Annotated in this window: 32 protein-coding genes; 12 read left to right on the plus strand and 20 right to left on the minus strand. The window is 46.9% G+C overall.

Annotated features, from left to right (window positions below; all coding sequences use genetic code 11):
• Nucleotides 1-70 precede the first annotated feature (70 nt).
• Together BME93_05090 and BME93_05095 are read left to right on the plus strand one after the other, a co-directional pair.
• Nucleotides 71-637 carry a TATA-box-binding protein gene (locus BME93_05090; protein ID ATZ61446.2) on the plus strand — a complete coding sequence of 189 codons (567 nt, stop codon included), beginning with the start codon at nt 71-73 and terminating at the stop codon, nt 635-637.
• Nucleotides 638-640: 3 nt separating this feature from the next.
• Nucleotides 641-889 (plus strand): methylated-DNA--[protein]-cysteine S-methyltransferase, encoded by a 249-nt coding sequence (locus BME93_05095; GenBank protein ID ATZ61819.2) that lies wholly within the window; start codon nt 641-643, stop codon nt 887-889.
• Here the strand turns inward: BME93_05095 and BME93_05100 are convergent.
• Nucleotides 886-1,398, minus strand: a complete 513-nt coding sequence (locus tag BME93_05100) for a nicotinamide-nucleotide adenylyltransferase (GenBank protein ATZ61447.2) — start codon at nt 1,396-1,398, stop codon at nt 886-888. The two genes, BME93_05095 and BME93_05100, sit on opposite strands and share 4 nt — an antisense overlap.
• Entirely contained in the window at nt 1,388-2,353 is a 966-nt protein-coding gene (locus BME93_05105; protein ID ATZ61448.2) for a 5,10-methylenetetrahydromethanopterin reductase, read from the minus strand. The genes BME93_05100 and BME93_05105 overlap by 11 nt, the downstream gene beginning before the upstream one ends.
• A 307-nt stretch (nt 2,354-2,660) precedes the next feature.
• Here BME93_05105 and BME93_05110 point away from each other — a divergent pair, with 307 nt between their 5' ends.
• Both BME93_05110 and BME93_05115 read left to right on the plus strand, forming a co-directional pair.
• Complete coding sequence (locus BME93_05110; protein ID ATZ61449.2) at nt 2,661-2,864, plus strand: DUF4258 domain-containing protein; 204 nt, start codon at nt 2,661-2,663, stop codon at nt 2,862-2,864.
• A gap of 4 nt (nt 2,865-2,868) precedes the next feature.
• A complete protein-coding gene (locus BME93_05115) occupies nt 2,869-3,195 on the plus strand; it encodes a YgiT-type zinc finger protein (GenBank protein ATZ61450.2) in 327 nt (108 codons plus the stop codon).
• A 20-nt stretch (nt 3,196-3,215) separates the two neighbouring features.
• Here BME93_05115 and BME93_05120 read toward each other — a convergent pair whose 3' ends face one another.
• From BME93_05120 to lonB, 6 genes are all read right to left on the minus strand, one after another.
• Nucleotides 3,216-4,079 carry a radical SAM protein gene (locus BME93_05120; protein ATZ61451.2) on the minus strand — a complete coding sequence of 288 codons (864 nt, stop codon included), beginning with the start codon at nt 4,077-4,079 and terminating at the stop codon, nt 3,216-3,218.
• 10 nt (nt 4,080-4,089) lie between these two features.
• Nucleotides 4,090-4,689: a hypothetical protein gene (locus BME93_05125; GenBank protein ID ATZ61820.2), complete on the minus strand. Its 600-nt coding sequence runs from the start codon at nt 4,687-4,689 to the stop codon at nt 4,090-4,092.
• A 1-nt stretch (nt 4,690) separates the two neighbouring features.
• Nucleotides 4,691-4,870 carry a hypothetical protein gene (locus BME93_05130; GenBank protein ATZ61452.2) on the minus strand — a complete coding sequence of 60 codons (180 nt, stop codon included), beginning with the start codon at nt 4,868-4,870 and terminating at the stop codon, nt 4,691-4,693.
• 124 nt (nt 4,871-4,994) lie between these two features.
• Nucleotides 4,995-6,308: a TldD/PmbA family protein gene (locus BME93_05135; protein ID ATZ61453.2), complete on the minus strand. Its 1,314-nt coding sequence runs from the start codon at nt 6,306-6,308 to the stop codon at nt 4,995-4,997.
• Nucleotides 6,305-7,636, minus strand: a complete 1,332-nt coding sequence (locus tag BME93_05140; protein ATZ61454.2) for a TldD/PmbA family protein — start codon at nt 7,634-7,636, stop codon at nt 6,305-6,307. The genes BME93_05135 and BME93_05140 overlap by 4 nt, the downstream gene beginning before the upstream one ends.
• 13 nt (nt 7,637-7,649) lie before the next feature.
• On the minus strand, nt 7,650-9,533 hold the full coding sequence (gene lonB, locus BME93_05145) for an ATP-dependent protease LonB (GenBank protein ATZ61455.2): 1,884 nt from the start codon (nt 9,531-9,533) through the stop codon (nt 7,650-7,652).
• A gap of 102 nt (nt 9,534-9,635) precedes the next feature.
• Here lonB and BME93_05150 point away from each other — a divergent pair, with 102 nt between their 5' ends.
• From BME93_05150 to rtcA, 3 genes are read left to right on the plus strand one after another with little or no spacing between them, the layout of a single operon-like run.
• Nucleotides 9,636-10,478, plus strand: coding sequence for a ribose-phosphate diphosphokinase (locus BME93_05150; GenBank protein ATZ61456.2), 843 nt, complete (start codon nt 9,636-9,638; stop codon nt 10,476-10,478).
• 26 nt (nt 10,479-10,504) lie between these two features.
• Nucleotides 10,505-11,104 (plus strand): hypothetical protein, encoded by a 600-nt coding sequence (locus BME93_05155; GenBank protein ID ATZ61457.2) that lies wholly within the window; start codon nt 10,505-10,507, stop codon nt 11,102-11,104.
• Nucleotides 11,105-11,149: 45 nt separating this feature from the next.
• Entirely contained in the window at nt 11,150-12,154 is a 1,005-nt protein-coding gene (rtcA, locus tag BME93_05160; GenBank protein ID ATZ61458.2) for an RNA 3'-terminal phosphate cyclase, read from the plus strand.
• On the opposite strand, the gene BME93_05165 is transcribed toward rtcA, so the two are convergent.
• Nucleotides 12,144-12,773, minus strand: coding sequence for an RNA 2'-phosphotransferase (locus tag BME93_05165; protein ATZ61459.2), 630 nt, complete (start codon nt 12,771-12,773; stop codon nt 12,144-12,146). The two genes, rtcA and BME93_05165, sit on opposite strands and share 11 nt — an antisense overlap.
• Nucleotides 12,774-12,833: 60 nt before the next feature.
• A complete protein-coding gene (locus tag BME93_05170; protein ID ATZ61460.2) occupies nt 12,834-14,012 on the minus strand; it encodes a cysteine desulfurase in 1,179 nt (392 codons plus the stop codon).
• Nucleotides 14,013-14,077: 65 nt separating this feature from the next.
• Between BME93_05170 and glmM the strand changes: the two genes are divergently transcribed.
• Nucleotides 14,078-15,424: a phosphoglucosamine mutase gene (gene glmM, locus BME93_05175; GenBank protein ATZ61461.2), complete on the plus strand. Its 1,347-nt coding sequence runs from the start codon at nt 14,078-14,080 to the stop codon at nt 15,422-15,424.
• A gap of 102 nt (nt 15,425-15,526) precedes the next feature.
• On the opposite strand, the gene BME93_05180 is transcribed toward glmM, so the two are convergent.
• Nucleotides 15,527-15,643 (minus strand): DUF3368 domain-containing protein, encoded by a 117-nt coding sequence (locus BME93_05180; protein ID ATZ61821.2) that lies wholly within the window; start codon nt 15,641-15,643, stop codon nt 15,527-15,529.
• Nucleotides 15,644-15,687: 44 nt separating this feature from the next.
• On the opposite strand from BME93_05180, the gene BME93_05185 reads away from it, so the two are divergent.
• Both BME93_05185 and BME93_05190 read left to right on the plus strand, forming a co-directional pair.
• On the plus strand, nt 15,688-15,933 hold the full coding sequence (locus tag BME93_05185; GenBank protein ATZ61462.2) for an AbrB/MazE/SpoVT family DNA-binding domain-containing protein: 246 nt from the start codon (nt 15,688-15,690) through the stop codon (nt 15,931-15,933).
• A complete protein-coding gene (locus tag BME93_05190; protein ATZ61822.2) occupies nt 15,917-16,354 on the plus strand; it encodes a type II toxin-antitoxin system VapC family toxin in 438 nt (145 codons plus the stop codon). The genes BME93_05185 and BME93_05190 overlap by 17 nt, the downstream gene beginning before the upstream one ends.
• Before the next feature lie 94 nt (nt 16,355-16,448).
• On the opposite strand, the gene BME93_05195 is transcribed toward BME93_05190, so the two are convergent.
• The 5 genes from BME93_05195 to BME93_05215 form a co-directional block, all read right to left on the minus strand.
• The gene (locus BME93_05195) at nt 16,449-17,012 is read right to left on the minus strand and encodes a hypothetical protein (GenBank protein ATZ61463.2); all 564 of its coding nucleotides are present in this window, start codon (nt 17,010-17,012) and stop codon (nt 16,449-16,451) included.
• A 4-nt stretch (nt 17,013-17,016) separates the two neighbouring features.
• Complete coding sequence (locus tag BME93_05200; GenBank protein ATZ61464.2) at nt 17,017-17,334, minus strand: UPF0175 family protein; 318 nt, start codon at nt 17,332-17,334, stop codon at nt 17,017-17,019.
• A gap of 114 nt (nt 17,335-17,448) precedes the next feature.
• Nucleotides 17,449-18,675, minus strand: a complete 1,227-nt coding sequence (locus BME93_05205; protein ID ATZ61465.2) for a PGF-CTERM sorting domain-containing protein — start codon at nt 18,673-18,675, stop codon at nt 17,449-17,451.
• Complete coding sequence (locus BME93_05210; protein ATZ61466.2) at nt 18,654-19,610, minus strand: hypothetical protein; 957 nt, start codon at nt 19,608-19,610, stop codon at nt 18,654-18,656. The genes BME93_05205 and BME93_05210 overlap by 22 nt, the downstream gene beginning before the upstream one ends.
• Before the next feature lie 208 nt (nt 19,611-19,818).
• Entirely contained in the window at nt 19,819-20,019 is a 201-nt protein-coding gene (locus tag BME93_05215) for a hypothetical protein (GenBank protein ID ATZ61467.2), read from the minus strand.
• Between the two features lie 87 nt (nt 20,020-20,106).
• Between BME93_05215 and BME93_05220 the strand changes: the two genes are divergently transcribed.
• Both BME93_05220 and BME93_05225 read left to right on the plus strand, forming a co-directional pair.
• Complete coding sequence (locus tag BME93_05220; GenBank protein ID ATZ61468.2) at nt 20,107-20,400, plus strand: type II toxin-antitoxin system HicB family antitoxin; 294 nt, start codon at nt 20,107-20,109, stop codon at nt 20,398-20,400.
• Nucleotides 20,401-20,409: 9 nt separating this feature from the next.
• The gene (locus BME93_05225) at nt 20,410-20,631 is read left to right on the plus strand and encodes a type II toxin-antitoxin system HicA family toxin (GenBank protein ATZ61469.2); all 222 of its coding nucleotides are present in this window, start codon (nt 20,410-20,412) and stop codon (nt 20,629-20,631) included.
• A gap of 129 nt (nt 20,632-20,760) precedes the next feature.
• Here BME93_05225 and BME93_05230 read toward each other — a convergent pair whose 3' ends face one another.
• The 4 genes from BME93_05230 to BME93_05245 all read right to left on the minus strand — a co-directional run bounded on the left by BME93_05230 (nt 20,761) and on the right by BME93_05245 (nt 23,217).
• Complete coding sequence (locus tag BME93_05230) at nt 20,761-21,315, minus strand: acylphosphatase (protein ATZ61470.2); 555 nt, start codon at nt 21,313-21,315, stop codon at nt 20,761-20,763.
• 273 nt (nt 21,316-21,588) lie between these two features.
• Nucleotides 21,589-21,996, minus strand: a complete 408-nt coding sequence (locus BME93_05235) for a PIN domain-containing protein (protein ID ATZ61471.2) — start codon at nt 21,994-21,996, stop codon at nt 21,589-21,591.
• A 20-nt stretch (nt 21,997-22,016) separates the two neighbouring features.
• Nucleotides 22,017-22,247: an AbrB/MazE/SpoVT family DNA-binding domain-containing protein gene (locus BME93_05240; GenBank protein ID ATZ61472.2), complete on the minus strand. Its 231-nt coding sequence runs from the start codon at nt 22,245-22,247 to the stop codon at nt 22,017-22,019.
• A gap of 124 nt (nt 22,248-22,371) precedes the next feature.
• Nucleotides 22,372-23,217: a hypothetical protein gene (locus BME93_05245; GenBank protein ATZ61473.2), complete on the minus strand. Its 846-nt coding sequence runs from the start codon at nt 23,215-23,217 to the stop codon at nt 22,372-22,374.
• Nucleotides 23,218-23,229: the final 12 nt, after the last annotated feature.

Below are 23,229 nucleotides of genomic sequence, written 5' to 3' on the forward strand. Positions count from 1 at the left end.
TATGCATAGCCACTTAAATATATATAAGAAGGAAAACAAATGACTTTCTCATCGATGGGGGGGCGCTATCATATCTAAATCAGAAGCGGCAAAGAAGACCATAAGGATTGAAAATGTTGTAGCATCTACTGCGATAGGACAGGAGTTGGACTTAAAATCACTGGCGCTTAAATTTGATGTCGCCGAATATGATCCAAAGCAGTTTCCAGGGTTAGTGTATAGGACCACGAATCCAAAGACTGCTGCATTGGTCTTCAAATCCGGCAAGATCGTATGCACTGGTGCAAAAAGCATCGATGATGTCGATGTGGGACTAAGTAGAGTTTTCAAGAATATGCGCGATGTTGGCATCAAAGTCGTGGATGAGCCGCAGATCATGGTTCAAAATATCGTAGCATCCGCTAATCTGGGCACGGAACTGAACCTCAACGCGATCGCCATCGGACTCGGTTTGGAGAATATCGAATATGAACCCGAGCAATTTCCAGGATTGGTTTATCGACTATCAAACCCGAAGGTAGTGGTGTTGCTGTTTGGGTCTGGCAAGTTGGTAATTACTGGCGGCAAAAAAATTGCTGATGCAGAGGTAGCGGTGGAAAAGATAGTCGGGGAGTTGGAGGGGTTGAGCCTTTTATAAGATATGAACGGCAATAAATCACCGCTTATAGGCAAGATTGACCTGCAGCACCTGACGCCATTTCAACGACTCGTGCTCATGGAAGTTATGAAGATTCCCCATGGAAAAATCATCACTTATTCCCAATTGGCTCGACAAATTGGTCACCCCAAGGCAGATAGGGCGGTAGGAAATGCCATGGCTAAAAATCCAGCGCCCGTAATAATTCCATGTCATAGAGTGGTAGCGAAGAATGGTTTGATTGGAGTCTAATCAGATTGTGACAGATTCTTCAGTCTCTGCACGCCATTAATCTCTTTGATTATCTCCACGACTGCCTCTGGTACCAGGTGTTCCCATTTTTCATCATTAAGCATTCTTCTGCGTATCTCTGTGCCAGAATATTCGTCTCTCTGGTACAATGGAGATCGTCTAACCTGTTTACCAGCCTCGCTAAACAGGCTGATGACAAGCGGATTGTTGGAATACACGACATTGAACGGCGGCGTCAGTGAGCGGACATGCGACACCCAGACTGCATGCCAGTCCATGTCCATTATCGGAATGACGTAAAATGTGGTGTCCAGTCCCTCAAGGGAGCGCGAAACCATCATCACCCTCTCCCCGGCGGTAAACGGGTCCCTCATCGTGTGACTCCGCTGGGCGCTGCCGACTCCGATAATTATCTCATCAACCTCGTCCACGATCTTCTGAAGAACTATGTGATGCCCTAAGTGGTATGGCTGGAAGCGACCTATGTAGAACGCTCTGTTAGTTTTCATTTGGTATGATCTCCTCACCGATGATTTTTATCGCCATCCGCTTATCCGGACCGATTGGGGAGCCAGCCACCACCTCGGTGACCCCCATGTCATACAGTTCTCTAATTTTCTGAATGCAGTGGTCCGGCGAGCCGCATATGGAGAATGCGTTAATCATCTGCTCCGTAACAGCTCCAAAAGCGGTCCTGAAATCACCTCTGGATAATGCATTTTTTATGGGAGTGACATCTACCGGATTGATGCCGTGCCGTTCTAAAATGGGTTGAGGTGTTCCGGCAGCAATAAATGCGACCACGGGCATCGTAGCCTTTTTCGCTTTTTCTGCATCTACATCAACCGAGAAACTGGTGTATGCAACGATGTCAAAATTCTTTGGAGCGCTTTCGCGAACCCTGGGGATCGCATATTTAAAGTCTGCGGGATGCGAACCGTTGATTAGAACGCCATCGCCGATCATTCCAGCTGTCTTGAGCATCACCGGACCCTGGGCTCCGATATATATGGGAATGTTGGAGGGTTTGAACGCCAGTCTGGCACCGTCAATCTTGAAGAACTCTCCGTTGAAGGTTACGCACTCCCCACTCAAAAGTCGTTTTATGATCTCTACCGCTTCCTTCAACCTCGTCACGGGCTTATCTATTTGAATGCCCAGTGCACCAAGGGTAGTTTTATCACCAGCCCCAATGCCAAACACAGCCCTGCCGTTTGAAATCTCATCGATGGTAGCAATAGACGAGGCGGTTAATGCTGGATGTATTTGATATGGATTGGTCACACCCGGCCCAAGCCTGATGTGTTCGGTCTTTCTAGCTATTAAAGCCAGCGCTGTATAGACGTTTCGATTGTTATAATGGTCGGTGATCCAGACTTTGTCAAATCGGTTATCCTCCGCTAAGACGCAGTACTTTACAAGTTCGTCCAACGGCATATCCGGTACAAATTCGATGCTGAACATAGGAGTTACCATATTAAATTGGTCGTAGGATTAAAAGGTTATCCTAAAGGATTCCATGGCAAAAAAATCTTAGAGTGTTTTGGAGTTAAACATAATAAGGAGCTCATCTTTGAATCATCCATCACAAAATAAGATAAATAAACATTTGTAGAAGGGCGTATTAATCTCAAGGAGCAGATAGCATTAAAATCAGAACATTTGAAGATAAAAAATGCCGCAGTCACACCAAACTCGCCAAATTCTGACGCCAAAAAGAATAAATGATATATACAATAACTTTTATGTGAGTTAGTGTAAGTGATATAATATGCAATGCGAATTTCAACCCTCGAAACATGCCAAGAGTCAGATGGTCCTTAGAGGCATTTCAAAAAGGGAGGTGTTGGACTGTATTTTGAAAGGAGCAAAAAGATTGCAAGGAAAAAAGGTCATTGGCATCTTCGGAAAATTGGAAGTCGTCTTTTGGAAGAGACCTTGCCATTATTATATCATAACGACTTACTGGAGGTGAATTGATGAAGTGTCCCATATGTGAAGGAGATATGGAAAGAAAAAAAGTCCCGTATACAATAGGAAGCGTTAAACTCGGCACCTTTGAGGCAGACGTTTGTTCGTCTTGTGGCGAAATATTCTTTACAGAAAAGTCGTCTGATGCCATAGATAAGAATGCAAAAGCATCGGGACTATGGGGACTTGAGAAAAAAGGGAAAATAGGATATTCTGGGAATTCTCTTATAGTGAGAATCCCGAAAAAAGTGGCCGAATTCATGAAGTTGAAAAAAGGGAGGGGAATTCTTATCAAACCTGAGGATAAAAAGCGGCTGATTATCGAGACAGAGTGATTTACTGAAAGATGCCGCAGTTATACCAAATTCTCCAGTCCAACATCCCTGACGATCTCGAACGCCTTCTTCCTTTCGTCATATTCCAGCCGACGGTTCAGCTCTGGGTATCGGTTTGCTCTGTAATGCGGCGCGTACTGAAACATGAGATTGAACCTCACTTCAGGCATGTATTCCGCAATCCACTCCACGATTGGCTTCGTACAGCACTCGATATGGCTGGGCAGCACAAGATGCCTTACGATAAGCTCTGCATCCCCGTATGCCGCAAGGAAGTTTCGTGTGACGATGTCCCAGTAGTTTTTTACATTTGAGTATTTCTGTGCACATTCATCGTTTCCATATCGAAAATCTGCTAAATAAACATCTATCACGCCGCACAATAATTCCATCGCCTCTTTTGAGCAGTACATGTTAGAGTTCCAGACCATGGGCGTGTTGACATTGCATTTGTTCATGATTTGCAGTATGGTATGTAAGTGCGGCGTTGGGTCTCCGCCTACAAAATTCACGTTTCTCGCACCCTGATACTTCCTCATAGCGATAAGTTCCGCCATCTTTTCCGGAAGAACAGGCTCTTCGGGAGCGATTCTATGCGCTATATCCCAGTTCTGACAATATACGCAGGAGAACGTGCATCCTGTGAAAAAAATCGTGTGCGATGGTACCAGTTCTGGCTCCTCGCCATAATGCAGGAATTCCGATGCATATCGCGATACGGCATCGACACCGCAGTATCCGATTTCCTTTGCCAGTCGGTTCACGCCACAGCGCCGTTCACAGAAATGGCAGTTCTGGAGGATTTTATGAGCGAGCTCTATTTTTGAGTCGAGTGACGAAGTTTCCTTCGCGGCTATATATTTTGCCCTGTGTTTGCCAAGCACAATCTCTACCTTACAATTCCCTCAGAAAATTTTGCGGTAATTCTGGAGATATTTTAAATCTTTCTGAAAATTTTGGCTTTCTTCTGCCCTTATCAAGATCTACAATCTCTTTATCGTTGGTTATATACCAAGAGCACTTGTTTAAAATTGATGTTGTCAACAATACGGCGTCATGAGTCCTTAGCCGGTAGTCCAAAACAAGCTTTGGATAAACTTCCTCATCTATCTCATCATTGACGATACCTATTTTATTTTTAAGTTCTTTAATGTATTTTGAAACTATCTCCTTAATAAGATAAAGATCTTCTTCACTCGCATACTTTTTTCTCAACTTTGGCCATAGAGTCATGGGTATTCCTAAACGATACATCCTAAGCGATGAAATTTCAGTATATAGAACATAGAAAACCTCTGCTAAAGCTAAGTTTGATACTTTGGAGTAATATTCATCAGTCCCTAACAAAGCCTCCACAAGTATATGGGAGTAGCTGATGTTGCTCAATCTCTCTTTAAGTATTTCATCTTTTTTTAATTCCTCAAACTTATTAGTTGAGTCCTTTATCAAAATCCAATTTGCCACAACATTGGAGTCTAAGAATACCGAATTCATACTAATTACCAAGGATTATATCAAACAGGGATTTTTTCTTTCTATCCTTAGGTGCTTGCCAGAGCCCCCTTATCTCTCCTCTTTCCCCTGTTTCCGTGGTTCTTTGTCTGAGCGCATAGTACTTACCAGTTACAGGGTTGTATATCCTCTTTTTTAAGCTCCTCTTTTTGTTTTTCGCCATAAACAACACCCCCTATTGCATGATTTATACTTCGTAAGTTTAAAACATTTACTAAACTTCATATCTCTTGCGATTTATCTCTCATCTTATCATAGCTTTGCTATATGCCCTTCAATCTTTCCTTTCAGCCTACAACCTGCTGGTTTGAAACTCTGACGGTAGGAGTGATGATGTTGCCAACAGCACGGACATCAAAGCCTGCTCCATCTATGTTCTTTAGCAGTTCAAACACATTTCCAGATAACATGAGGGACTTGATAGGCTCGCAGATAGAGCCGTCCCTTATCGTAAAGGCGTTTCTCGCCTCGACCGAGAAGTCGCCGGACACCGGGTTCGCGGTATGCGCCCCGATAACCGAATTGATCAATATTCCATGGGAGGTTTCAGAAATTATATCCGTCGGCGGATACTGGATGGTCATATTGCGAATGCCAACGGCTGGTGCAGATGAGTATGAGCGACGGACGCCGTTGCCAGTGCTCTTTCGAGCGTCTTTACCCGCAGTATAACAGTCATACAGGAAGGTCTCGAGCATGCCATTGACGATTATATCAATTTTTTGAGAAGGAGTCCCTTCATCATCCATCATCGCGGTCCCAACTCCCTTGGCGAGCAAACCGTTATCGATAATGTCAAGCTCCTCTGAAGCTATAGCAGTGCTTAGTCTTCCGCACAGCGCCGACCTCCCCTTCTGGACGTTGTCTGCATCTAATGATGGAACCAGTGCATGGCCGATGATTTCTGCAAAGGCGGTCGGTCTGAGTAGAACAGGGACCTCGCCGGATTCTATTCTGATGCCATTCAAAGAACGATTGGCCAGGTCCGATGCATTGAAACCAATCTGATAAAAATCGATATCCAGGCTCCGCGATATATCGAATTCCGATGCTGTTGAGATGTCGCCATCACGTGCCACCGAATCGATTGACCCCTCGATAATGGTTCCTGATTCACGCACCATAATTCCATTCGAGTTGTAAATCGTTCTGGTCGAGGAGGAACATACGAAGTTTCCGGAGGTAGGCATGGCCCGTTCCACTGATTTGGCGCCGTCTATCATCTTGACCGCATAATCGATGCAACTGTCAAGACCGATGTCATGGAGTTTTTTGTCAAATACGCCGTCTACTTTTGGATATTTGCCGTTGGATGGAAATCCCCCCCAATCACTGACATCCTGTGATTTGATGGTGGCATATTTTACAGCATGCTCGATAACCTCCTCGACTTTCGTAAAATCGTTGGTGCTCGAAAAACCAACTGCGCCGTCGACGGATGCCCTGATACCCACGCCCCGTATAATCGATTTCTCTGCCAGGCTGATCTCGTCCCTCTCGATGTCGATGGAGATGACTTTTCCATCAACGTAGAAAATCTCGACTTCATCAGCGCCTGCTTGCTCGGCACATTTTACAATGGATTCTATCTGTGATATCATACAGAACCACCCACCATTGCAGAAGATATCTTAATATGGGGTGCGCCGTCGCTTACTGGTATCAGTTGGCCATTCTTGCCGCATAATCCCGAGTGATATTTCAAATCGTTGCCCACCGCGACCACGTTTTTCAAAATCTCGAGCGTGTTGCCAGAAAGTGAGACATTACGCAGTGGCATTGTGAGAGAGCCATTTTCAATTAAGTGGCCTTTTTCAGCGTTGAATTGAAATACGCCTTCGCCAGGATTCGTCTGCCCGCCCCTTGACCCGATTAAATATATGCCGTATTGAATATCCTCAACCATCTCATCAAATGATGTATCGCCCTCCTCGATGAACGTATTGCTCATGCGGACAATGGGAATTCCACATCCCTGTGCTCTGGCGTTTCCAGATTTTGGAAAACCAAGCCTGGCTGCGGTTTCTCTTGAATGCAAGTAATGATTGAGGACGCCGTCCCGGATGATCGTCGTTCTGGTGGGCGACACGCCCTCATCATCGAATGGATAATATCCGAATTCTGGGAGCGTCGGGTCATCGTGAACGGATATCAATTCAGATGCGATTTGCCTTCCCATCTCTTCTTTGAGGATGGAGCTGCCCTCGAGCACCAGGTCCGCTTCTGCCGCATGTCCCAGCGCCTCATGTATGAATACGCCAGCCAGCTTGGGGTCGAGTATCACGGGCAGATGGCCCCCAGGAGACGCTTTTGCACTCAGTAATTGAACTGCAGCAGTCGCAACGTCATTGGCCAGTGATAGTGCATCGTATCGATCGAATATCTCATAACCGCAAACGCCGAATCGACTGTCGAACCCCATCTGCAAGTCCTCGTCTTTGGCGACAGCCGTAATGCCAAACCCACATCTGGTCAATTTGGATTCGCATTCAGAACCTTCAGAGTTAGTATAAAGCATGTGTACTTCCGACTCTGAATAATATACGTTTGTGCTGACGATTTGTGGAAGTTTCATCTGCTGTTCGATGTCCTTTAACAATTGAACTTTTTCTTCAACAGGGACATCACTTGGGTCTTTTTTGACCTTTGATATATGGCGAATGTTGGTGGGGCCCGTCAACGTGATGGGAAATGAAGTGCACGGCGCCTTCTCGTGCGCCTGCGTCGCCAGGCCGATGGCGGAACGCAGGGCATCATCAATAGCATTAATGTCGTCGGTAGATGTGAAGCCCCATGAACCATCGACCAGCACCCGAACGCCAGCCCTCTTCGAAAAATTGGCGGATATCTCCTCAATGGCTCCGTTGTCTAAGATGATGGAAGTGCCGGAAGCCTCAAGGACTTTGATATCGTGAAGCTCTACATCCATTAAAACACGTCCATCAGTGTGGCACTATCCTCTCTGGTAGTGCTATATCAACCCTGGCATCGGAGGCGAATTTATGGAGTTTCTTGATTAAGCTGTTTCTCTTTCGACCGATGAGGGCATGCCCAAGAACTTCATTGATGGTCGAGACCGGGATTATTTTTATCTTGCCCTTATAGCGTTCCTCGAGCAGTACATCGTTTTCATTCGACTTTGGGATTAAAACTGTTTTGATGCCTGACTGCGCCGCCGCCTCGATCTTATAAGTAACTCCTCCCACCGGAAGCACCTCGCCCCTAACTGATAGCGACCCCGTCATAGCCACACTCTGGTCAATCGGAACCCCTTCTAACGCTGATATGACCGCTGCAGCAACCGATATCGATGCGCTGTCGCCTTCCACGCCTTCATATGTCCCTATAAACTGGATGTGTATGTCCTTATTCGATATGTCGTGCCCTGAGAATTTTTTGAAGAAGGCTGAAACGTTCTGAACTGCTTCTCTGGCAATATCTTGAAGCAGACCAGTCGCGATCACCTTCCCCTCCTCCTTCGACTGCGCCGGTGTTATTTCCACGGCGATAGGAAGGACCACTCCGGATTCGCCACCGATGATTGCAAGCCCATTAACCCTCCCTACCTCTGCGCCTTCACTCCGGAATACTTTATAATCTTCCATCTGCTCAATATGTCGGTCTGCCACTTGCTGTTCAACCGAGCGTGATATCTTCTTGGCTTTGTGGACATGTTCAACTTCAGTGAGGTCTGCACCTTCTGCTCGAGCGATATCACCGGCAATCCGTATCAGTCCGCCAAGGTCACGCAATTTAAGGGTCAGGTGCCCCTTTCTGCCACTGCCACGTCTCGCTTCCTTGATTATCTCCTCGACAGCGTTCACCGTGAAGTGGGGAATCTTTCCATCCTTCGTAACTTCCTGTGCTACGAACCTGATTAGCTTGCATCGATTCTCTGGCGTGTCATCCATGGAATCGCGCATGTAAACGTCATAGCCATACCCTTTGATTCTGGAGCGCAGTGCTGGATGCATTCCCTTGATGCAATCAAGATTGCCCGCAGCCACCATGATAAAATCACACGACACCGGGTCCGTCTTGACCATTGCCCCTGAGCTGCGCTCGGACTGCCCTGTAATTGGATACTCGTGCTCCTGCATGGCGGTTAACAGGCTCTGCTGGGATTCTATGTGAAGGGTGTTGATTTCGTCGATGAAGAGAACGCCTTTGTGCGCCTTGTGAATCGCTCCTGCCTCCACTCTATCGTGTGATGGAGTTTCAAGCCCGCCGCTCTGGAATGGATCGTGCCGCACATCTCCGAGCAGGGCACCAGCATGTGCGCCAGTAGCATCGATGTATTGGCCTGTGTTCTTCTTAGCATTCGATACCAGCAATTTCGGCACCATCATATCCTCTCTTGGAATGACTTGTCTGAGTAATATAAGCAAAAGAATAGCAGCAATAATGCCCATTAACCATTGTCCCTGTAAGAAGGCAAATATCACGATGCCCATGATGAGCATCATAAAAAACATATTTCGCATCTGGGACTTCTTCCGAGCCTCCATTTTGTGAGTTTGAACTATCTGTTTCCCTTCCCCGGCCGGGACGACCTCGGCCTTTGGATTGTTCGAGTCCTCTGGATTATGATATATCAGGATGTCCTGCAACTCCTCTTTTGGCAGGAGCTCGGCCATGGACTTCGCTAACATCGATTTACCGGTTCCAGGCGTTCCAATCAGCATCACGTGCCTTCGCTGTTTGGCCGCCTTCTTAATAACCTCGACAGCATGTTCCTGGCCTATCACCTGGTCTATCAGAAGTTCAGGCACATCGACATCGTCGGTCGTCTTCAGTTCCAGTCCGCCTAAAAGGTCGTCGCTCATTTGTTATGCCATCTGTATATTCTCCCTTTATGTTATATAAATATAGAGTTATATCAAATATTATTAATAGGACAAGACAATCATAACGTAGGGAGGCATAACTTGAAAATCATCAGTGGTCCTGCATCACAGTTGCTCGCAACCAGGGTTGCGAAAGAGTTAGATTGCGACATCCTTTTGGCTGAATACAAGCGATTTCCCGATGGCGAGGCATGCGTAAGGGTGTTGGATGAGATAGGCGACGATGTTCTGATCATTCAGAGCACGGTTTCCGATGGAGACCTGATTTACTTGCTGCAGTTGGTCGACGCATGTGAAGAGGTTGAACGGGTTAGAGTGGTGATTCCATATTTTAGATATGCACGTCAGGAGAGGACATCGCACCCAGGCGAGCCGATCAGTGCGCGCGCCATTGCAAGGACGATCGATGCAGATGAAATTTTCACGGTCAATATCCATGACCCATCGGTCTTGGGTCACTTCAATGGACCTGCACATGACCTGGATGTGGCACCATTAATAGGAGACTACATTAGGTCCCTCGATCTCGATAGACCGATCATCATCGCACCGGATGATGGTGCATGCGCGCTAGCCAGGTCATCTGCTTCAAAACTTGGCATCGATTACGACGTATTAGAGAAGATACGGCTGAATGGAGAAGATGTGGAAATAAAACCAAAACATATAGATATAATGAACAGGGACGTCGTAATCGTAGATGATATAATATCCACTGGAGAGACAATGGTCGAAGCTATTGAACTGTTATGGAGGCAGAAACCCAACGATATATATGTCGCATGTGTTCATCCAGTGCTGGCTAGAAATGCGCTCATCAGGTTGTTCAAAGCAGGTATAAAGGAGCTCATAGCCACCGATACCATCGAGAACGGCGCGAGCATTGTCAGTGCCGCCCCAGTGATAGCAAAAGCGGTTGAATAGATATCGTCTTTAGGAGTGAATACATATTGAACATACCAGCGCCCGAAATAAGAGGGATGTTGAGAAGGGACATCATAGAGGTGCCAGAAGTTATTGGGCAGGCAAGCGGGATAAAGATATTTGGCAAAACTATCCGTTCTTTAGTTTTTACCACAGATATCGCGATAATAAAAAACACCAATGCCGATGCAATCATCGCGGTCCATCCCTTCACTCCTCAGCCCAGCATTACCCATGCAATAATGATGGCTGCAGATGTATCGGTTTTTTGCGGCGTGGGGGGCGGACTAACTCAACACAGAAGGGTGATAAACCTGGCACTGGATGCCGAATTTCAAGGGGCTATAGGAGTGGTAGTTAATGCCCTGATATCCAATGAGACCTTAAAATGTTTGGCCCAAACTATAGACATTCCGGTGGCGGTCACCGTGGTTTCGGAAGAGAGTGGGGGGAGAAACGCTGTGGTGGAACGAATAGAAGCAGGAGCGACCATTTTAAATGTTCCAGGGGCAGCTAAAACCGCTAAAATAGTTAGGCAGATTAGAGATGAGTTTCCCGACATTCCCATTATAGCCACCGGCGGACCCACTGATGAGACCATATTAAAGACAATTATCCATAGCTGATATTTTCAGCAAAAAGATGGAGATTTATAGGGAGCATACCGTCAGATGATTGAAATAGATGGTTCATATGGAGAGGGCGGAGGGCAGATTCTCAGGACATCGATTGCGCTTTCATCTGTATGTGGAAAAGCGGTCACGATCAGGAACATCAGGGCGAACAGACGGACGCCTGGCCTTTCAGCCCAGCATCTTGAGGCAGTGAGAGGTGTCGCAATACTAACGGATGCCGAGGTCAAAGGACTGGCGCTTGGATCGACCGAAGTATTCTTCGCTCCCAATGAAATAAAAAGCGGAGAGTATAGGCTTGATATCGGGACTGCCGGCAGCATTCCCCTTCTTTTGCAGTGCCTGATGCCAGCGGCGATGTACGCCGACGGTCCTGTTTGCCTGGAGATAAAAGGAGGCACTGACGTACGGTGGTCGCCGTCTATTGATTATATGAGGCATGTCATGTTGCCTACGATAGCTAAAATGGGATATGACGCACAAATTGATATCATCAAGAGAGGATATTATCCGCGCGGAGGGGGAATGGTCAAAGCAGTCATCCGTCCCTCTACTAAACTGAAAGGTGTGGCACTGGAACCACCCAGGGAAATCGAGATTAAGGGAATTTCACACTGTTCAAGGCTGCCAGAGCATGTCGCAGTGAGGCAGGCCAAGTCTGCAAGAAGTGTGTTGACTAAAGAAGGATATGATGTACAGATATCAATCGAGGCATCGACTACTGGTGAATCTACCGGCAGCGGCATCACGCTGTGGTGTGATGGAATTGGCGGATGCGCCATCGGAGAAAGGGGCAAGCCGGCAGAGGCAGTCGGCAGAGAAGCGACTAAATCGCTTTTGATTGGCCTTAAATGCGGTGAAGCTATTGATGCACATCTGTCGGATCAGTTGATACCGTACATGGCGCTGGCTAATGGCGAATGCTCTTTTACAACGAGAACCCTGACCCCGCATACGAAAACGAATATCTGGGTGACCAGGCAGTTTTTTGACGTGCAATTTGATGTACGTGAGGATAAACTGGTTCGGATCACTAAGAAATGACATCCAGAAATGCAGGTGGAATGCTCTCTGACAGGCAGATTTGGTCGTTGACCTTCATCATATTGATGCCCTCTTTCTGTGCCCGCTGTGCATCTATTATTATCACTATTGGTTGTTGAGTTCGGTATTCTGCAACTCGAATTGCCTCGTCAAAGCTGGTGCTCAGATGAAGGTATCTCTGCTTAATGGGTTTCAATCCAATCTCCAGTATCCTGTCAGCCTCCTCCTCGGTCGCTCCATAATAAAGTTCAGGTAGTTTATTTGGCGGCAGGTCGAGGTCCACCTCCACTGAATGGGCGTACAGCGCCCGAATTTTGCCATCCCTCATCTCATATCTTTGCTTTATATCGGATTCGACCAGCGCAAACAGATGTTCCCTGTGGAACCACTGGTACCTATCCTCGAGTGTGATGACCAACTGCTCTATGTCCACCCATCCCTGTCGGTCCATGTCGAGACCGAATTTATCTGGAAAGTGCCGCAATGCTCCCGAAATCATCTTCCCAAGCCGCACTGTCCTCTCCTCATCCAAAATTAGGCGTCCTGGTTCGCCGCATTCGCATTCTCCTCCTCTAAAATAGCCGTGTGCAGAACACGATCTTATTTGTCCATTTCCCATTTTACTCTCACTCTCGCATACAATACCAGACTTAGAATATTAAATTTGCTCCTTTCTCTCTTAGAGCAACCCCATAGCGATGGATTCCACAGCATCTATCAGCATGTCCACCTCTTCCAGGGTGTTATACATCGCAAAGGACGCCCGTACAGTGCCATCTACCCCAAGGAACCGATGTGCAGGCACAGCGCAATGGTGTCCACTTCTCGTGCAAATTTTGGCATCATCGAGTATCATCGAGACGTCATGGTGGTTTATCGATTTTATGTTGAATGAGACCACACCACTCCTTTCAGTCGGCCCATACACATCGACGTTTGGCAATGCTCTCAGGCGGTCGGCTGCATCCTGCGCCAGCGATGTCACGTGACGCTCGATGTCAGTTATGCCGACGTCTTCCACATATTCAACGGCCCGTCCAAGTCCTATCACGCCAGGGATATTTTGGGTTCCGGATTCAAAGCAGTATGGCGGCTCGTCCAGTTCAAAGGAATCCCTCGTGACCGACCGCACTGTTCCACCCCCTACGTATGCTGGTTTGAGTTGCGCTGGGTCTTTCACATATAATGCGCCGGTACCCTGCGGTCCAAGCAGTCCCTTGTGGCCTGGAAATGCCAGGAAATCACAGTCCAGTTTCCCGACGTCCATCGGCATGTGCCCCACAGACTGCGCGCCATCTATCAAAAATAGCGCATCGTTCTCATGGGCAATCTCTGCCATTTTTTCGACATCCTGAATGGACCCGAAGACGTTCGAAACGTGGCATATCGCAATAAATTTCGTACGTTCTGTGACCGCATCCTCGATAGACGCCGGGTTCACGATTCCCTGCCGATTCGACTCGACGATGCCCACACGGACTCCCTTTTCCTTCAGCCTGAGCCACGGGAGCAGGTTGGAGTGGTGTTCTATTATCGTGGTCACGATATGGTCGCCCTTTGACCATTCAAGCCCTAGCGCCACCATATTGATGCTCTCGGTCGTGTTCCGCGTGAAAATTATGTGCGACTCCTCTGCGCCGATAAAATCCGCGACCTGCTTTCGCGCCCCTTCATATCGCTCCGTCGTCTTCCTTACGAGACTGTATGCTCCACGACCGTAGTTCGCTGCGTATTCGAAAAAATATTCATTCATCGCATTGACCACCTGGCAGGGAGTCTGCGAAGTGGATGCGCTATCCAGATATGTCACCTTCTCAAGCAGTGGAAAATCCTTTCTGACCTGTTTGACATCATACATAGTAACGACCGTACCGTGTGATTATCTATAAGTGTTCAAGCGTATTAATTACCTATGTATCGACAATGGACTGGAGACCAATCTTTGGAACAAATGGAATAAGGGGCATTGCAAACAAAGAGCTGACGCCAGATGTTGCCCTGAGATTGTGTCTGAGTCTGGGTACACTGATGGATGAAAAAAGTACGGTGGCGGTGGGGAGGGATACGCGAATCTCCGGCGAGATGCTAAAAAATGCCGCAGTTTCTGGCCTGCAGTCTACCGGATGCAGTGTCATCGACCTCGACATCGCGCCCAGCCCCGTCATTCAGTATTATGTAAGGGATTTCGCAGATGCGGGAGTTATCGTAACTGCATCCCACAACCCACGCGAGTATAACGGCCTGAAATTTGTAGACGGCGATGGCACCGAGTTCAGCAGGAATGTGGAGAAAGAGATAGAAAGGGCGTATGAGCGAGGAGAATTTCGAAGGGCCGGGTGGAAAAATATCGGCAAATTGAGCATGGCTGACGGAATATCTGGTTATAAGGGGGGTGTTAAAAAACTCGTCGATGTGAATAAAATACGGGGCGAGAAGTTCAAAGTCGTCGTAGACCCTGGTGGTGGTGCGGGATGTGTTGTCACTCCTTCTTTATTGCGTGAATTGGGTTGCACGGTGATTGAGCTGAATGCACAGCCCGATGGGACGTTCCCGGGGCGCCCTCCTGAACCGATAGAAGACGCACTCGGCGAGTTGATATCTCTTGTGAAAAAAACCAGAGCGAATTTAGGCGTAGCCCTGGATGGAGATGCCGACAGGGCGGTCTTCGTGGATGAAAATGGCGCATTCGTCAGCGAGGATGTCCTCCTTGCGATATTTGCAAAGCACACAATGCTGGAAAGGAAAAAAGGCATTGTGGTAATACCGGTGAGCTCGTCTCAATGCGTCGTCGACGTCGTTGAGCAGAATGGCGGAACGATCGTGTGGACTCCTGTCGGAAGCATACACGTGGCGAGGAGGATGATTGAAACAGGGGCCGTATTCGGCGGCGAGGGAAACGGAGGGCTGATTTTCCCGGAACACCTGCATGGCAGAGATGGCACAATGGCAGCTGCAAAGATTCTTGAGATGCTCAGTGATGGAAAACCCCTATCGCAGCTGGCTGACGAGATTCCCAAGTACTTCCACATAAAAAGGAAGATAACGGTTCCTGATAAAGATGCTGTGATGAAGGAGCTTGGAAAGGTCGTCAAGGGCAACGTGGATACCACAGATGGCGTGAAGATATGGCATGACGATGGCTGGGTGTTGGTCAGGGCGTCTGGGACCGAGCCAATTATCAGGGTATTTGCGGAGTCGAAGACGATGGAGAGGGCAAGGGAATTGATGCAAGAAGGGGTTGAGTTGGTTAAACAGCCAAAGCGAGTGTAGGTGAAGAAGAATGTGATTACAAAGGGTGCAGCGGGTTTGTCGGCACCCAAAGGGTCAGTATAGAGGGGTAGGATTAGAAGGACACTATGGGTGACTTAAAGATTAGCGGTTTCTGCTCATTTGCTCTGCTTCCTCTAAAACCCTGTCGTAAACCGTGATGTCGATTCTAAAACCAGAATCAATCAATTTTTTAAGCAAAACTTTAATTGCTTTGAGCATAGATTCATATATTAATTCATATATAATTCAGAATGGCGGTATGAATGATGATTGTAATAAAATCGAAGGTTGGTTCAAGGGGCCAGATCGTGATACCAAAGATAGCAAGGGACAATCTCGGCATGATCGAGGGTTCAGGGATTATTATTGAGCTGGCAGATGATGGGATACAAATCAAATCGGCAGAAAAAGACATATTGTCGAAGTGGAGCAGGATTGCAGAAGAAGAGGGCATGGATGTAAAAAAAGAGATAAAATACGGGGATAGGTTGTATGAAGAGATATTCTGAAACAGTATACCTTGATGCAAACTTCTTCATTTTCTCGTTGCTCGATAAAACGGAAGTTGGCGAAGATGCAAGGATGATATATCAAAAGATGGTCGAAGGAAAACTAAATACTGCTACATCGTCTCTGACATTTGACGAAATGATGTGGGCACTGGTCAAAGCAAATAAGAGGCATCTAATAAAGGATGCCGTGAATGACATCTACAAAACTCGGAATTTGATAATATTACCTGTCTCAATCTCTATCCCATTAAATGCAATTGAACTGATATTAAAAGGTCTAAATCCAAGGGACGCTTTTCATGTAAGCTGTATGATGGAAAACAAGATAACAACGATTATTTCAGACGATCGAGATTTCAAGGCGATCGAGGATATCAAGTGCTTCAATTTCAAGGATTTTCTTTTGGAGATAGCGTAACTTAGACCGCTAAGGATAATAAGAAAAATAAAAAATTAGGGAAGAAGGGACATCCCAGATGGAACATCTTGGTGTGTCTGCGAATTGTCCCAAATTAGGGATTTGTATATCGCTCGAGTTCATGCAGGATGCCGAGTAGGACTAAGAGATTTGGGTCGTCACGTGAGAATAGTTTTTTCAATACTTTCTCTGCCCCCTCGCTGGTTACAATGCTCTTTTTGATGTCCCAGATCGGAGATCTGGGAGAGTTGTAGTCCCGAAGGGACTTCAACAATCCCCATAGTGGCAGGTAGCAAATGGGAACGCATCTGAGCCCGAGTTTTGAGGCAGTGCTTATCGCGAGCTTATCATCCAATAAAATCTCAGGTAAATCCAGCTGGAGTGCCAATGCAATGGCCGCACACTCCCCCCTCCCCATCTTCCCTCTGCTGAGAAGTGAACTGAGGTATTTCATGCCTGTCCTGTTCAGCTCTTCTTTCTCGATGAAACCCTCCTCTATCAGTAGACTTATTCGTTGAACGTGCTTTTTTGGCCTCCTATGTTCATCGAAAACCTCGGTTGGAACATAGATTTTCGAGTATCTCTTCTTCGCGAGCAGTATCAGGCTCTCGTCTTTAGGTAGATCGATGATGATGGATGCGTCGGCGGAGGCTTTCATCCCCTCAGACCTCTGCACCGAGCTCTTCGAGAAGCAGTTTTTTGATGTTCTCAACGTCTATGTCTCTGGGTACTTTTTTGCTTTCAATGAAATCGATGAAATCAGGTAGTGATAGCTTTGCGAGTCTCGCCGCTCTCTCGAGAGAGGCTTTTTCTTTTTTATATAACTCCAGTGCCAGTTCCTTTCTTTTCTCCTCGATTCCTACCTCGAAGACCTCTCTGATGACCGCTGATTTACTCTTCTTCTCTATTCTCCCCAGCTCATCAAGCTCTGCCACAAAGTTTTTTGAAATCCTAAATCCTACGTATTTGGTTTCTGCCATTTGACCACGTGAAAACATTGTTGTCACATAATTTAAAGTTGTCGCTGAAAAGTTTGTCAAAAATAAAAAAATTAGGGAAGAAGGGATTGCTCCCTTCTCAATTTGTGGTGTGTTTTACTCTTCTTTGCGTCTCAGCACCAGATATGCTACCGCAAGCAGTCCGAGGATTGCGAATATCGCTCCGAATCCTGGAACTGGTACTGGTGTGGGTGTTGGCGTAGGCGTCGGAGTTGGTGTAGGTGTTGGCACTGGTGTAGGCGTCGGAGTTGGTGTTGGAGTTGGTGTAGGCGTTGGCACGACCACTACTGCCTCAAGGACGTGTACGGTCGTCCGTTCTGCTGGTGTGCCTAAGATTTCGACTTCAACCTCCCATGCTCCTATTGCGAAGCCGGTTGTGTTGAACTCTGCAGTCACCCTACCATCTACAACCACTGGGCGTGCCAGTGCGACGGCCCCAGCAGGTCCTGTCAGCGTTACGGTTGCCAGTTTACCAGCCATCCTGTTCGTCTCTGCTTCAACGGTCAAGTCTCTGCCCACTGTAACATTTGCAATGGGAAGAATCGTCAGGATGTCTCTCTCGACCCTGAACTCCCTGATGGTCAGTATGTCGTCACTGCCTGCAACGGTTGCTCTAGCCCTAATCATGGATGTAATCTCTGCGATTGTTCTACCAGCGTAGTGACCCCGAGCCGCAGTCAGGTTCGCACCTATTATTACATCTGTTCTTCCATCCCTGCCTGGATGTACCACGAACACGGTGTATGTGCCTCTTGTCACTGCTGTTGCGAACGGTCTCTGTTCGTATGTCCAGTCAGCTGCCCTGACGGTGACATTGCCACTGAAGTCTATGCGTGAAATGTCGTTCCTGACCACTATCATGCCGACCCATGGGGCACCACGTGCTCTACCATCGACCCTCATGTCTACGGTATCGCTCTCAGCTGTGACTGCCGGTACGTTTACGACTAAATCGCCTTCAACCAGTCGTATCGAAGTGACTGCGTCTGGGGATGGTTTGATGCCTGATACGTCAGTGGCGTATACGTTTATCCTGTAGGTGCCTGGCAGTAGTCCGCTAGTGACCCATGTGTGCCTGTAGACATTAGCGGCATCCACTCGCGTGAATACCACTGTCACGTTCTCGCCAGCCGGGTTTATGACACGGATGGTCGCACCCAAGTTACCCGTCACCGTACCCGTGATGTCCACCCTCTCGCCGATTATGGCGGTCGTCGGTGCGGATACGGTTGCCAAACCCCTGCCCACGGTGATGACAATCGATGCCTCTCTCATTGGAACGGCGACACGGTCCGTAGCCGTCACGGTGAATGTGCGGTCCATGGCGAACTCCATCGTGAACCTGAATGTGCCGTCGGCTTTGTCGTAAAGTCGTTCAGGTGTGGAATGACCCTTGCCTCCCCTGTGGGAAGCGTGGTTATGGTGACATTATGCCCGGCAACTCCTGTTACCGTGAACGTCGTCCTCTCTCCTGTGACGATTGCGGTCCTGGTCGCACTGATGGCTACTGCTGGGTCAACTATCCTCAGCGATACAATGTTTGAACTTGCTGATAATCCCTGTGCTCTGTCTGCTACTGTCCTGACCTGTATCGTCCATGTGCCATGTCTCAAGCCGGTCGTGTTCAGTACGAACGCACTGATGTTGGTCATGTTAATGTCTCTCAAAGCATTTTGTGAGTGTCCTGCGACAGTCCAGTTGTTCGGTGCTACTCTATGTATGTTGCCAATCGGGTCGGTGAGTATGATGTCACCCCTGTCCCCACCAGCTATGTTGGTCGTCACGTTGAGTGTCACATTAGAGCCTTCTGCAACGCTGGTCACCGATGTTCCGTGGAACCGTGTGTCTATTGTTAATATTGGTGCATCGACAAATAGTCTGAATGTAATCAAACCAACCGGCGCAATAGATCGATTAGCCGTAACATTATATATGCCAGTTCTCATAGCTCGAGCGACCGTGTCAACGATGGTTAGGTTAGCAGGAGCAGGACCTACAGGTAGCGCAAAGGTGTGGCCCGCTGCAGCACCAACCATACCTGTAAATGTGACTGTGGTAGTGGCGTTCAGATCTGTAAGATTGAGGACTTGACCGAGCAACACCGGATAGTCCACTCCTGCTGCTGGAGTAAACCTATTATGACTCTCGCCTGGTGTCGCACCTGTCGCCCCTACCGGCGTAACAAACGCCGTAAAGACGGATAGTATCATTAGTGTCGTTAAGAATGTCGCTGTAATCTTCTTTTTTATGTTATTCATTATTTGTTTAACCTCCTTTTGGTTTTATTCATTTTGGGCGTCATCTATTATAAGGCTTTGGTTTTGGCGTTTTTGTCCGAAACATAAAACCCTATTTTTTACAGCGCCCTCCCAACCCCTCTTGAGGTTGTTATGGATATGTTAAGTTCCTACCTATTTAAATGTTTTGTGGTTGTCGATGTTCTCGATGTTTTCCATCTTTTGGTCATCATCGACGTTTTTGCTCTTTTTCCAACCACGACAGCATGGCTTCAGTTACGGCTTTTCCGACCGCCATACCCCTTCTGGTAGCCTCTGCTTTGAACTCCAGGTAGGTTTTCCTGTCGATTCCTTTCACGTTTATCTCCACTCTCTCTGGCTTAGCCTTCCACTTGACCATATCTTTGGCTTTTTCGAACAGGTCGACCATGTGAAAACAGTGGAACGTGTGCCGATATAAAGATTTCTGATGTCATCGCCTTATCTCTGGAATGTTTTGTGGTGGTGGCGAAAATTTATGTATGTTGAACCACATAGGGATTACAACTATCACCGAACCCCAGAGATAATGGTCTCAAGAACGGTTCGAGTATGGATAAAGACGATGAAATTTAAAGTAATTGTAAGTGAAGGGGAAGACGGATGGTACGTTGTTGAATGCCCTGCCTTGCCTGGATGTGTTTCTCAAGGAAAAACTATAGAGGATGCCTTAGAAAATATTAAAGATGCCATCCAGGGTTGTTTAGAAGTTCTAAATCAAAGAGCAAGAGCATTCAGTGTCCATGATAAAGTGGTAGAGGTAGTTGTTTAATCAAACACTATGACAAAACTGCCGGTCACCTCCGGGACGAAAGCCGTTAAAGCGTTTAGTAGAGCAGGCTGGAGTGCAAATAGGCAAACAGGTAGCCACATAATCATGGAAAAAGTTGGCTCTATTGTTACTCTTTCCGTACCAATCCACAGAGAACTTGATAGAGGCACTCTCAGGAAGCTGATTAAGCTGGCCGGTTTAACTGTGGAAGAGTTTGTAGATTTGTTTTGATAAGAAGACTACTTGGTCAAACTGTGGTTTTGTGTCAGAAAACTCGTGCCTGATGTCATCGCCTTATTTCTGAAATATCGATGAACGAAAAGAACAGAGAATGGCGAGTACAACTCCCATGACCACAAATTACAGCTTCTTCACCATCTTTTCAAGAAGTTCAACCGTTCGATTTTGCCCATTAACTATTTTATCCTGCCCCTCTGTCAGCGAATCCAGACTTTGTATCATTTTATCCTGACCCTTAACCAGCGAATCCTGCCCCTCTGTCAGCGAATCCAGACTTTGTATCATTTTATCCTGACCACCCAACAGGGCTCCTGTGTTCCTCTCGACCCCCCGAATTGATTCAATCCCGACATCGAGTTTTCTTCCAATATCGCTCAATTCGTCTGTTGGTGCCTTGAAAAATACCTGGGGCAGGTACACATCGCAGGGTATTTCTTCCTTATTTACTTCATCTATTGCAGCTCCAACGTTCACACATTTGTCCTCAAGTTCCTTTACCAGACTTGTGACCAAAGGAGCTGCTCCCCTGCAAACGATCTTTACGGTGCCATCACTATCGTTATAGACCATGCCTCTGACATTAAGGCTTTTGGCAATACTTTCGACCAGATTCCTGAATCCTGTATCTTGAACCCTGCCTTTTATCTGGATGTTGTAGTTTTTGTGGGCTTGCATCGTATTTTACTTTCCCATCATGCAGTATAAATAAGTTACCAGAACTCTAAGCATTGATGAATCAATATATATAAGAAATAAGAAGATGTGCCGAGTGTATGAGGTCGCTGTATGAAACTTCCTGTCGCATCTGACAGGGAAATCATTAAAAGCACTCAAAAAGATTTGGTTTCACAGTCATTAGCCAAAAGGGGAGACATATTTGACTTGAGAAAAGGCCAATGATGGGATAAAAGGAATTTATTGTAGGTGTCTGATGCTTCGTTGTCGATGTTAGCATACTTCCTCAGGCGACTTTACCTCGATTTCCGTTATTCTTTTAAACTCTTCATCCCTTGTAACTAGGGCACATCTCCGAACTTTGCATGTGGAGACGATAATCGCATCTGGAAGTCTCACCTTATATTTGGCTCTGATCGTCGATGCTTCTTTCGCGATGGATATATCCACATCGATGATTGTGAAGTTGTTAATGCTCATTATGTCTATGAGAAACTTTTCCCCTTTTTCAATCTCCCTGCTCGATTGGAACCCGCTTAAGATTTCCGCTATACATATCACAGAAGTGAAGCCAACATGTTTTCCTTTATGAATGTTTTCGAGTACCATCTTCGCTGCGTGATAATTTTCTTCTTCGTTTAGAATGCTCAGGAAGATGTTGGTGTCTACAAACAACCTCATACAGTTACTTCTCTCGTTCTTCACCTCTCCCACTCATCCCGTATCCGCATCTGGTAATTCATGCTCTTTCCAAATATGCCCTTTCCCAGCCCAACGAGGTCTGCTATTGGCTGACTTGGGGATTTTTTCAGCACGATTTTTTCACCTTCAACTTCGAACATCACTTTTCCTCCTGTCTTGATGTCCAGTAGTCTCCTCATCCGCTGGGGGATGGTGACTTGTCCCTTTTTTGTGATTTTACTACACTCCATACTATAGTATTACTGTTCAGTAATACTTAAGATTTTTGGCGTTTTGCCTCCGGACACGATCAAGAAGCTAATTCTGAAGGGAGAAAGTTATGTGAAATCCTCACACTTATAAAAAGAGCCGTCTTTACAATCTTCCCCATCGCCTCTTGGAATAGACGACCAGTGCTATTATGATGATGGCTAAAACGATTCCTATTGTGGTTATATTGGCCCATAACACATGTGCTACGACAGCGGCTTCGGCGCTACGTTGTGCCCTCACTGCACTGGCATGGGCACTATCGGCCGCCGCAATCGACTCGTTTATTTGCGCTGCATGATACAGTGCGTTGCTTGAATTATTGAAATTCCTTGCCGTCTGGAGATACGCAATCGCCCCGGTCACATCCACTCCCGCACCTTCGGCATCTGCAATCGCCTTCTTGGCTCTGGTGATCTGGTCCATAGCCCCGAATATGGTAGCCAACGCATACTCTATCAGTTCGCTGGTCACATTCACCCTTATCTGATGCATATCCTCTATATCGCCTGCCTTGGGACCCACCAGGCCGATGTGCATTTGTCGGATGTCCATTATAGCGGTGGAAGTCCTCACCCCAACCGTTGGAGCCCTGCCGTCCAGCTTGATAGTGACAGTATCATACTCAAAATGGTCGAAGGTGAAATTGAACTTGCGCACATCGCGAGTATCCACTATCTTGCCGTTCACCATAATCGTCCAGATCGGTTCGTCCAGCTCCGTATCCAACAACAGCAATGTTTCAGTAATCAAGGCTGGAGTGACCTCCTTTAAAACGACCACCAGAGAGACCCGCTCTTCAATCAACAAATCCCGGTCCGGGATACTCTCTTCGGAGACCACACGGAAATTTAAGTGTGCTGAAACGGGCATCACAGCACTGCTGAGTAACATGAGGACGACCAATGTAATTAAAATTGTTCTGCCGGTCAATCTGTCCAATCTCTTCATCACTTTCCCCTT

The sequence above is a fragment of the Methanosarcinales archaeon Met12 genome (genome assembly GCA_002813105.2).
Lineage (GTDB): Archaea > Halobacteriota > UBA148 > UBA148 > JAJOKI01 > JAJOKI01.

What these genes read in the sequence shown, in the direction of transcription:
- BME93_05205 (ATZ61465.2), bottom strand. Translation starts at nt 18,675, where the DNA reads ATGGACCGCACATTCACCGTGACGGCTACGGACCGTGTCGCCGTTCCA.
- BME93_05235 (ATZ61471.2), bottom strand. Translation starts at nt 21,996, where the DNA reads ATGAGGTTGTTTGTAGACACCAACATCTTCCTGAGCATTCTAAACGAA.
- BME93_05195 (ATZ61463.2), bottom strand. Translation starts at nt 17,012, where the DNA reads ATGAAAGCCTCCGCCGACGCATCCATCATCATCGATCTACCTAAAGAC.
- BME93_05125 (ATZ61820.2), bottom strand. Translation starts at nt 4,689, where the DNA reads ATGAATTCGGTATTCTTAGACTCCAATGTTGTGGCAAATTGGATTTTG.
- BME93_05230 (ATZ61470.2), bottom strand. Translation starts at nt 21,315, where the DNA reads ATGCAAGCCCACAAAAACTACAACATCCAGATAAAAGGCAGGGTTCAA.
- BME93_05245 (ATZ61473.2), bottom strand. Translation starts at nt 23,217, where the DNA reads ATGAAGAGATTGGACAGATTGACCGGCAGAACAATTTTAATTACATTG.
- BME93_05130 (ATZ61452.2), bottom strand. Translation starts at nt 4,870, where the DNA reads ATGGCGAAAAACAAAAAGAGGAGCTTAAAAAAGAGGATATACAACCCT.
- BME93_05185 (ATZ61462.2), top strand. Translation starts at nt 15,688, where the DNA reads ATGATGATTGTAATAAAATCGAAGGTTGGTTCAAGGGGCCAGATCGTG.
- BME93_05115 (ATZ61450.2), top strand. Translation starts at nt 2,869, where the DNA reads ATGAAGTGTCCCATATGTGAAGGAGATATGGAAAGAAAAAAAGTCCCG.
- BME93_05165 (ATZ61459.2), bottom strand. Translation starts at nt 12,773, where the DNA reads ATGGGAAATGGACAAATAAGATCGTGTTCTGCACACGGCTATTTTAGA.
- BME93_05225 (ATZ61469.2), top strand. Translation starts at nt 20,410, where the DNA reads ATGACAAAACTGCCGGTCACCTCCGGGACGAAAGCCGTTAAAGCGTTT.
- BME93_05170 (ATZ61460.2), bottom strand. Translation starts at nt 14,012, where the DNA reads ATGTATGATGTCAAACAGGTCAGAAAGGATTTTCCACTGCTTGAGAAG.
- BME93_05220 (ATZ61468.2), top strand. Translation starts at nt 20,107, where the DNA reads ATGTATGTTGAACCACATAGGGATTACAACTATCACCGAACCCCAGAG.
- rtcA (ATZ61458.2), top strand. Translation starts at nt 11,150, where the DNA reads ATGATTGAAATAGATGGTTCATATGGAGAGGGCGGAGGGCAGATTCTC.
- lonB (ATZ61455.2), bottom strand. Translation starts at nt 9,533, where the DNA reads ATGAGCGACGACCTTTTAGGCGGACTGGAACTGAAGACGACCGACGAT.
- BME93_05140 (ATZ61454.2), bottom strand. Translation starts at nt 7,636, where the DNA reads ATGGATGTAGAGCTTCACGATATCAAAGTCCTTGAGGCTTCCGGCACT.
- BME93_05180 (ATZ61821.2), bottom strand. Translation starts at nt 15,643, where the DNA reads ATGCTCAAAGCAATTAAAGTTTTGCTTAAAAAATTGATTGATTCTGGT.
- BME93_05105 (ATZ61448.2), bottom strand. Translation starts at nt 2,353, where the DNA reads ATGTTCAGCATCGAATTTGTACCGGATATGCCGTTGGACGAACTTGTA.
- BME93_05200 (ATZ61464.2), bottom strand. Translation starts at nt 17,334, where the DNA reads ATGGCAGAAACCAAATACGTAGGATTTAGGATTTCAAAAAACTTTGTG.
- BME93_05135 (ATZ61453.2), bottom strand. Translation starts at nt 6,308, where the DNA reads ATGATATCACAGATAGAATCCATTGTAAAATGTGCCGAGCAAGCAGGC.
- BME93_05100 (ATZ61447.2), bottom strand. Translation starts at nt 1,398, where the DNA reads ATGAAAACTAACAGAGCGTTCTACATAGGTCGCTTCCAGCCATACCAC.
- glmM (ATZ61461.2), top strand. Translation starts at nt 14,078, where the DNA reads ATGGACTGGAGACCAATCTTTGGAACAAATGGAATAAGGGGCATTGCA.
- BME93_05190 (ATZ61822.2), top strand. Translation starts at nt 15,917, where the DNA reads ATGAAGAGATATTCTGAAACAGTATACCTTGATGCAAACTTCTTCATT.
- BME93_05240 (ATZ61472.2), bottom strand. Translation starts at nt 22,247, where the DNA reads ATGGAGTGTAGTAAAATCACAAAAAAGGGACAAGTCACCATCCCCCAG.
- BME93_05210 (ATZ61466.2), bottom strand. Translation starts at nt 19,610, where the DNA reads ATGAATAACATAAAAAAGAAGATTACAGCGACATTCTTAACGACACTA.
- BME93_05215 (ATZ61467.2), bottom strand. Translation starts at nt 20,019, where the DNA reads ATGGTCGACCTGTTCGAAAAAGCCAAAGATATGGTCAAGTGGAAGGCT.
- BME93_05110 (ATZ61449.2), top strand. Translation starts at nt 2,661, where the DNA reads ATGCAATGCGAATTTCAACCCTCGAAACATGCCAAGAGTCAGATGGTC.
- BME93_05095 (ATZ61819.2), top strand. Translation starts at nt 641, where the DNA reads ATGAACGGCAATAAATCACCGCTTATAGGCAAGATTGACCTGCAGCAC.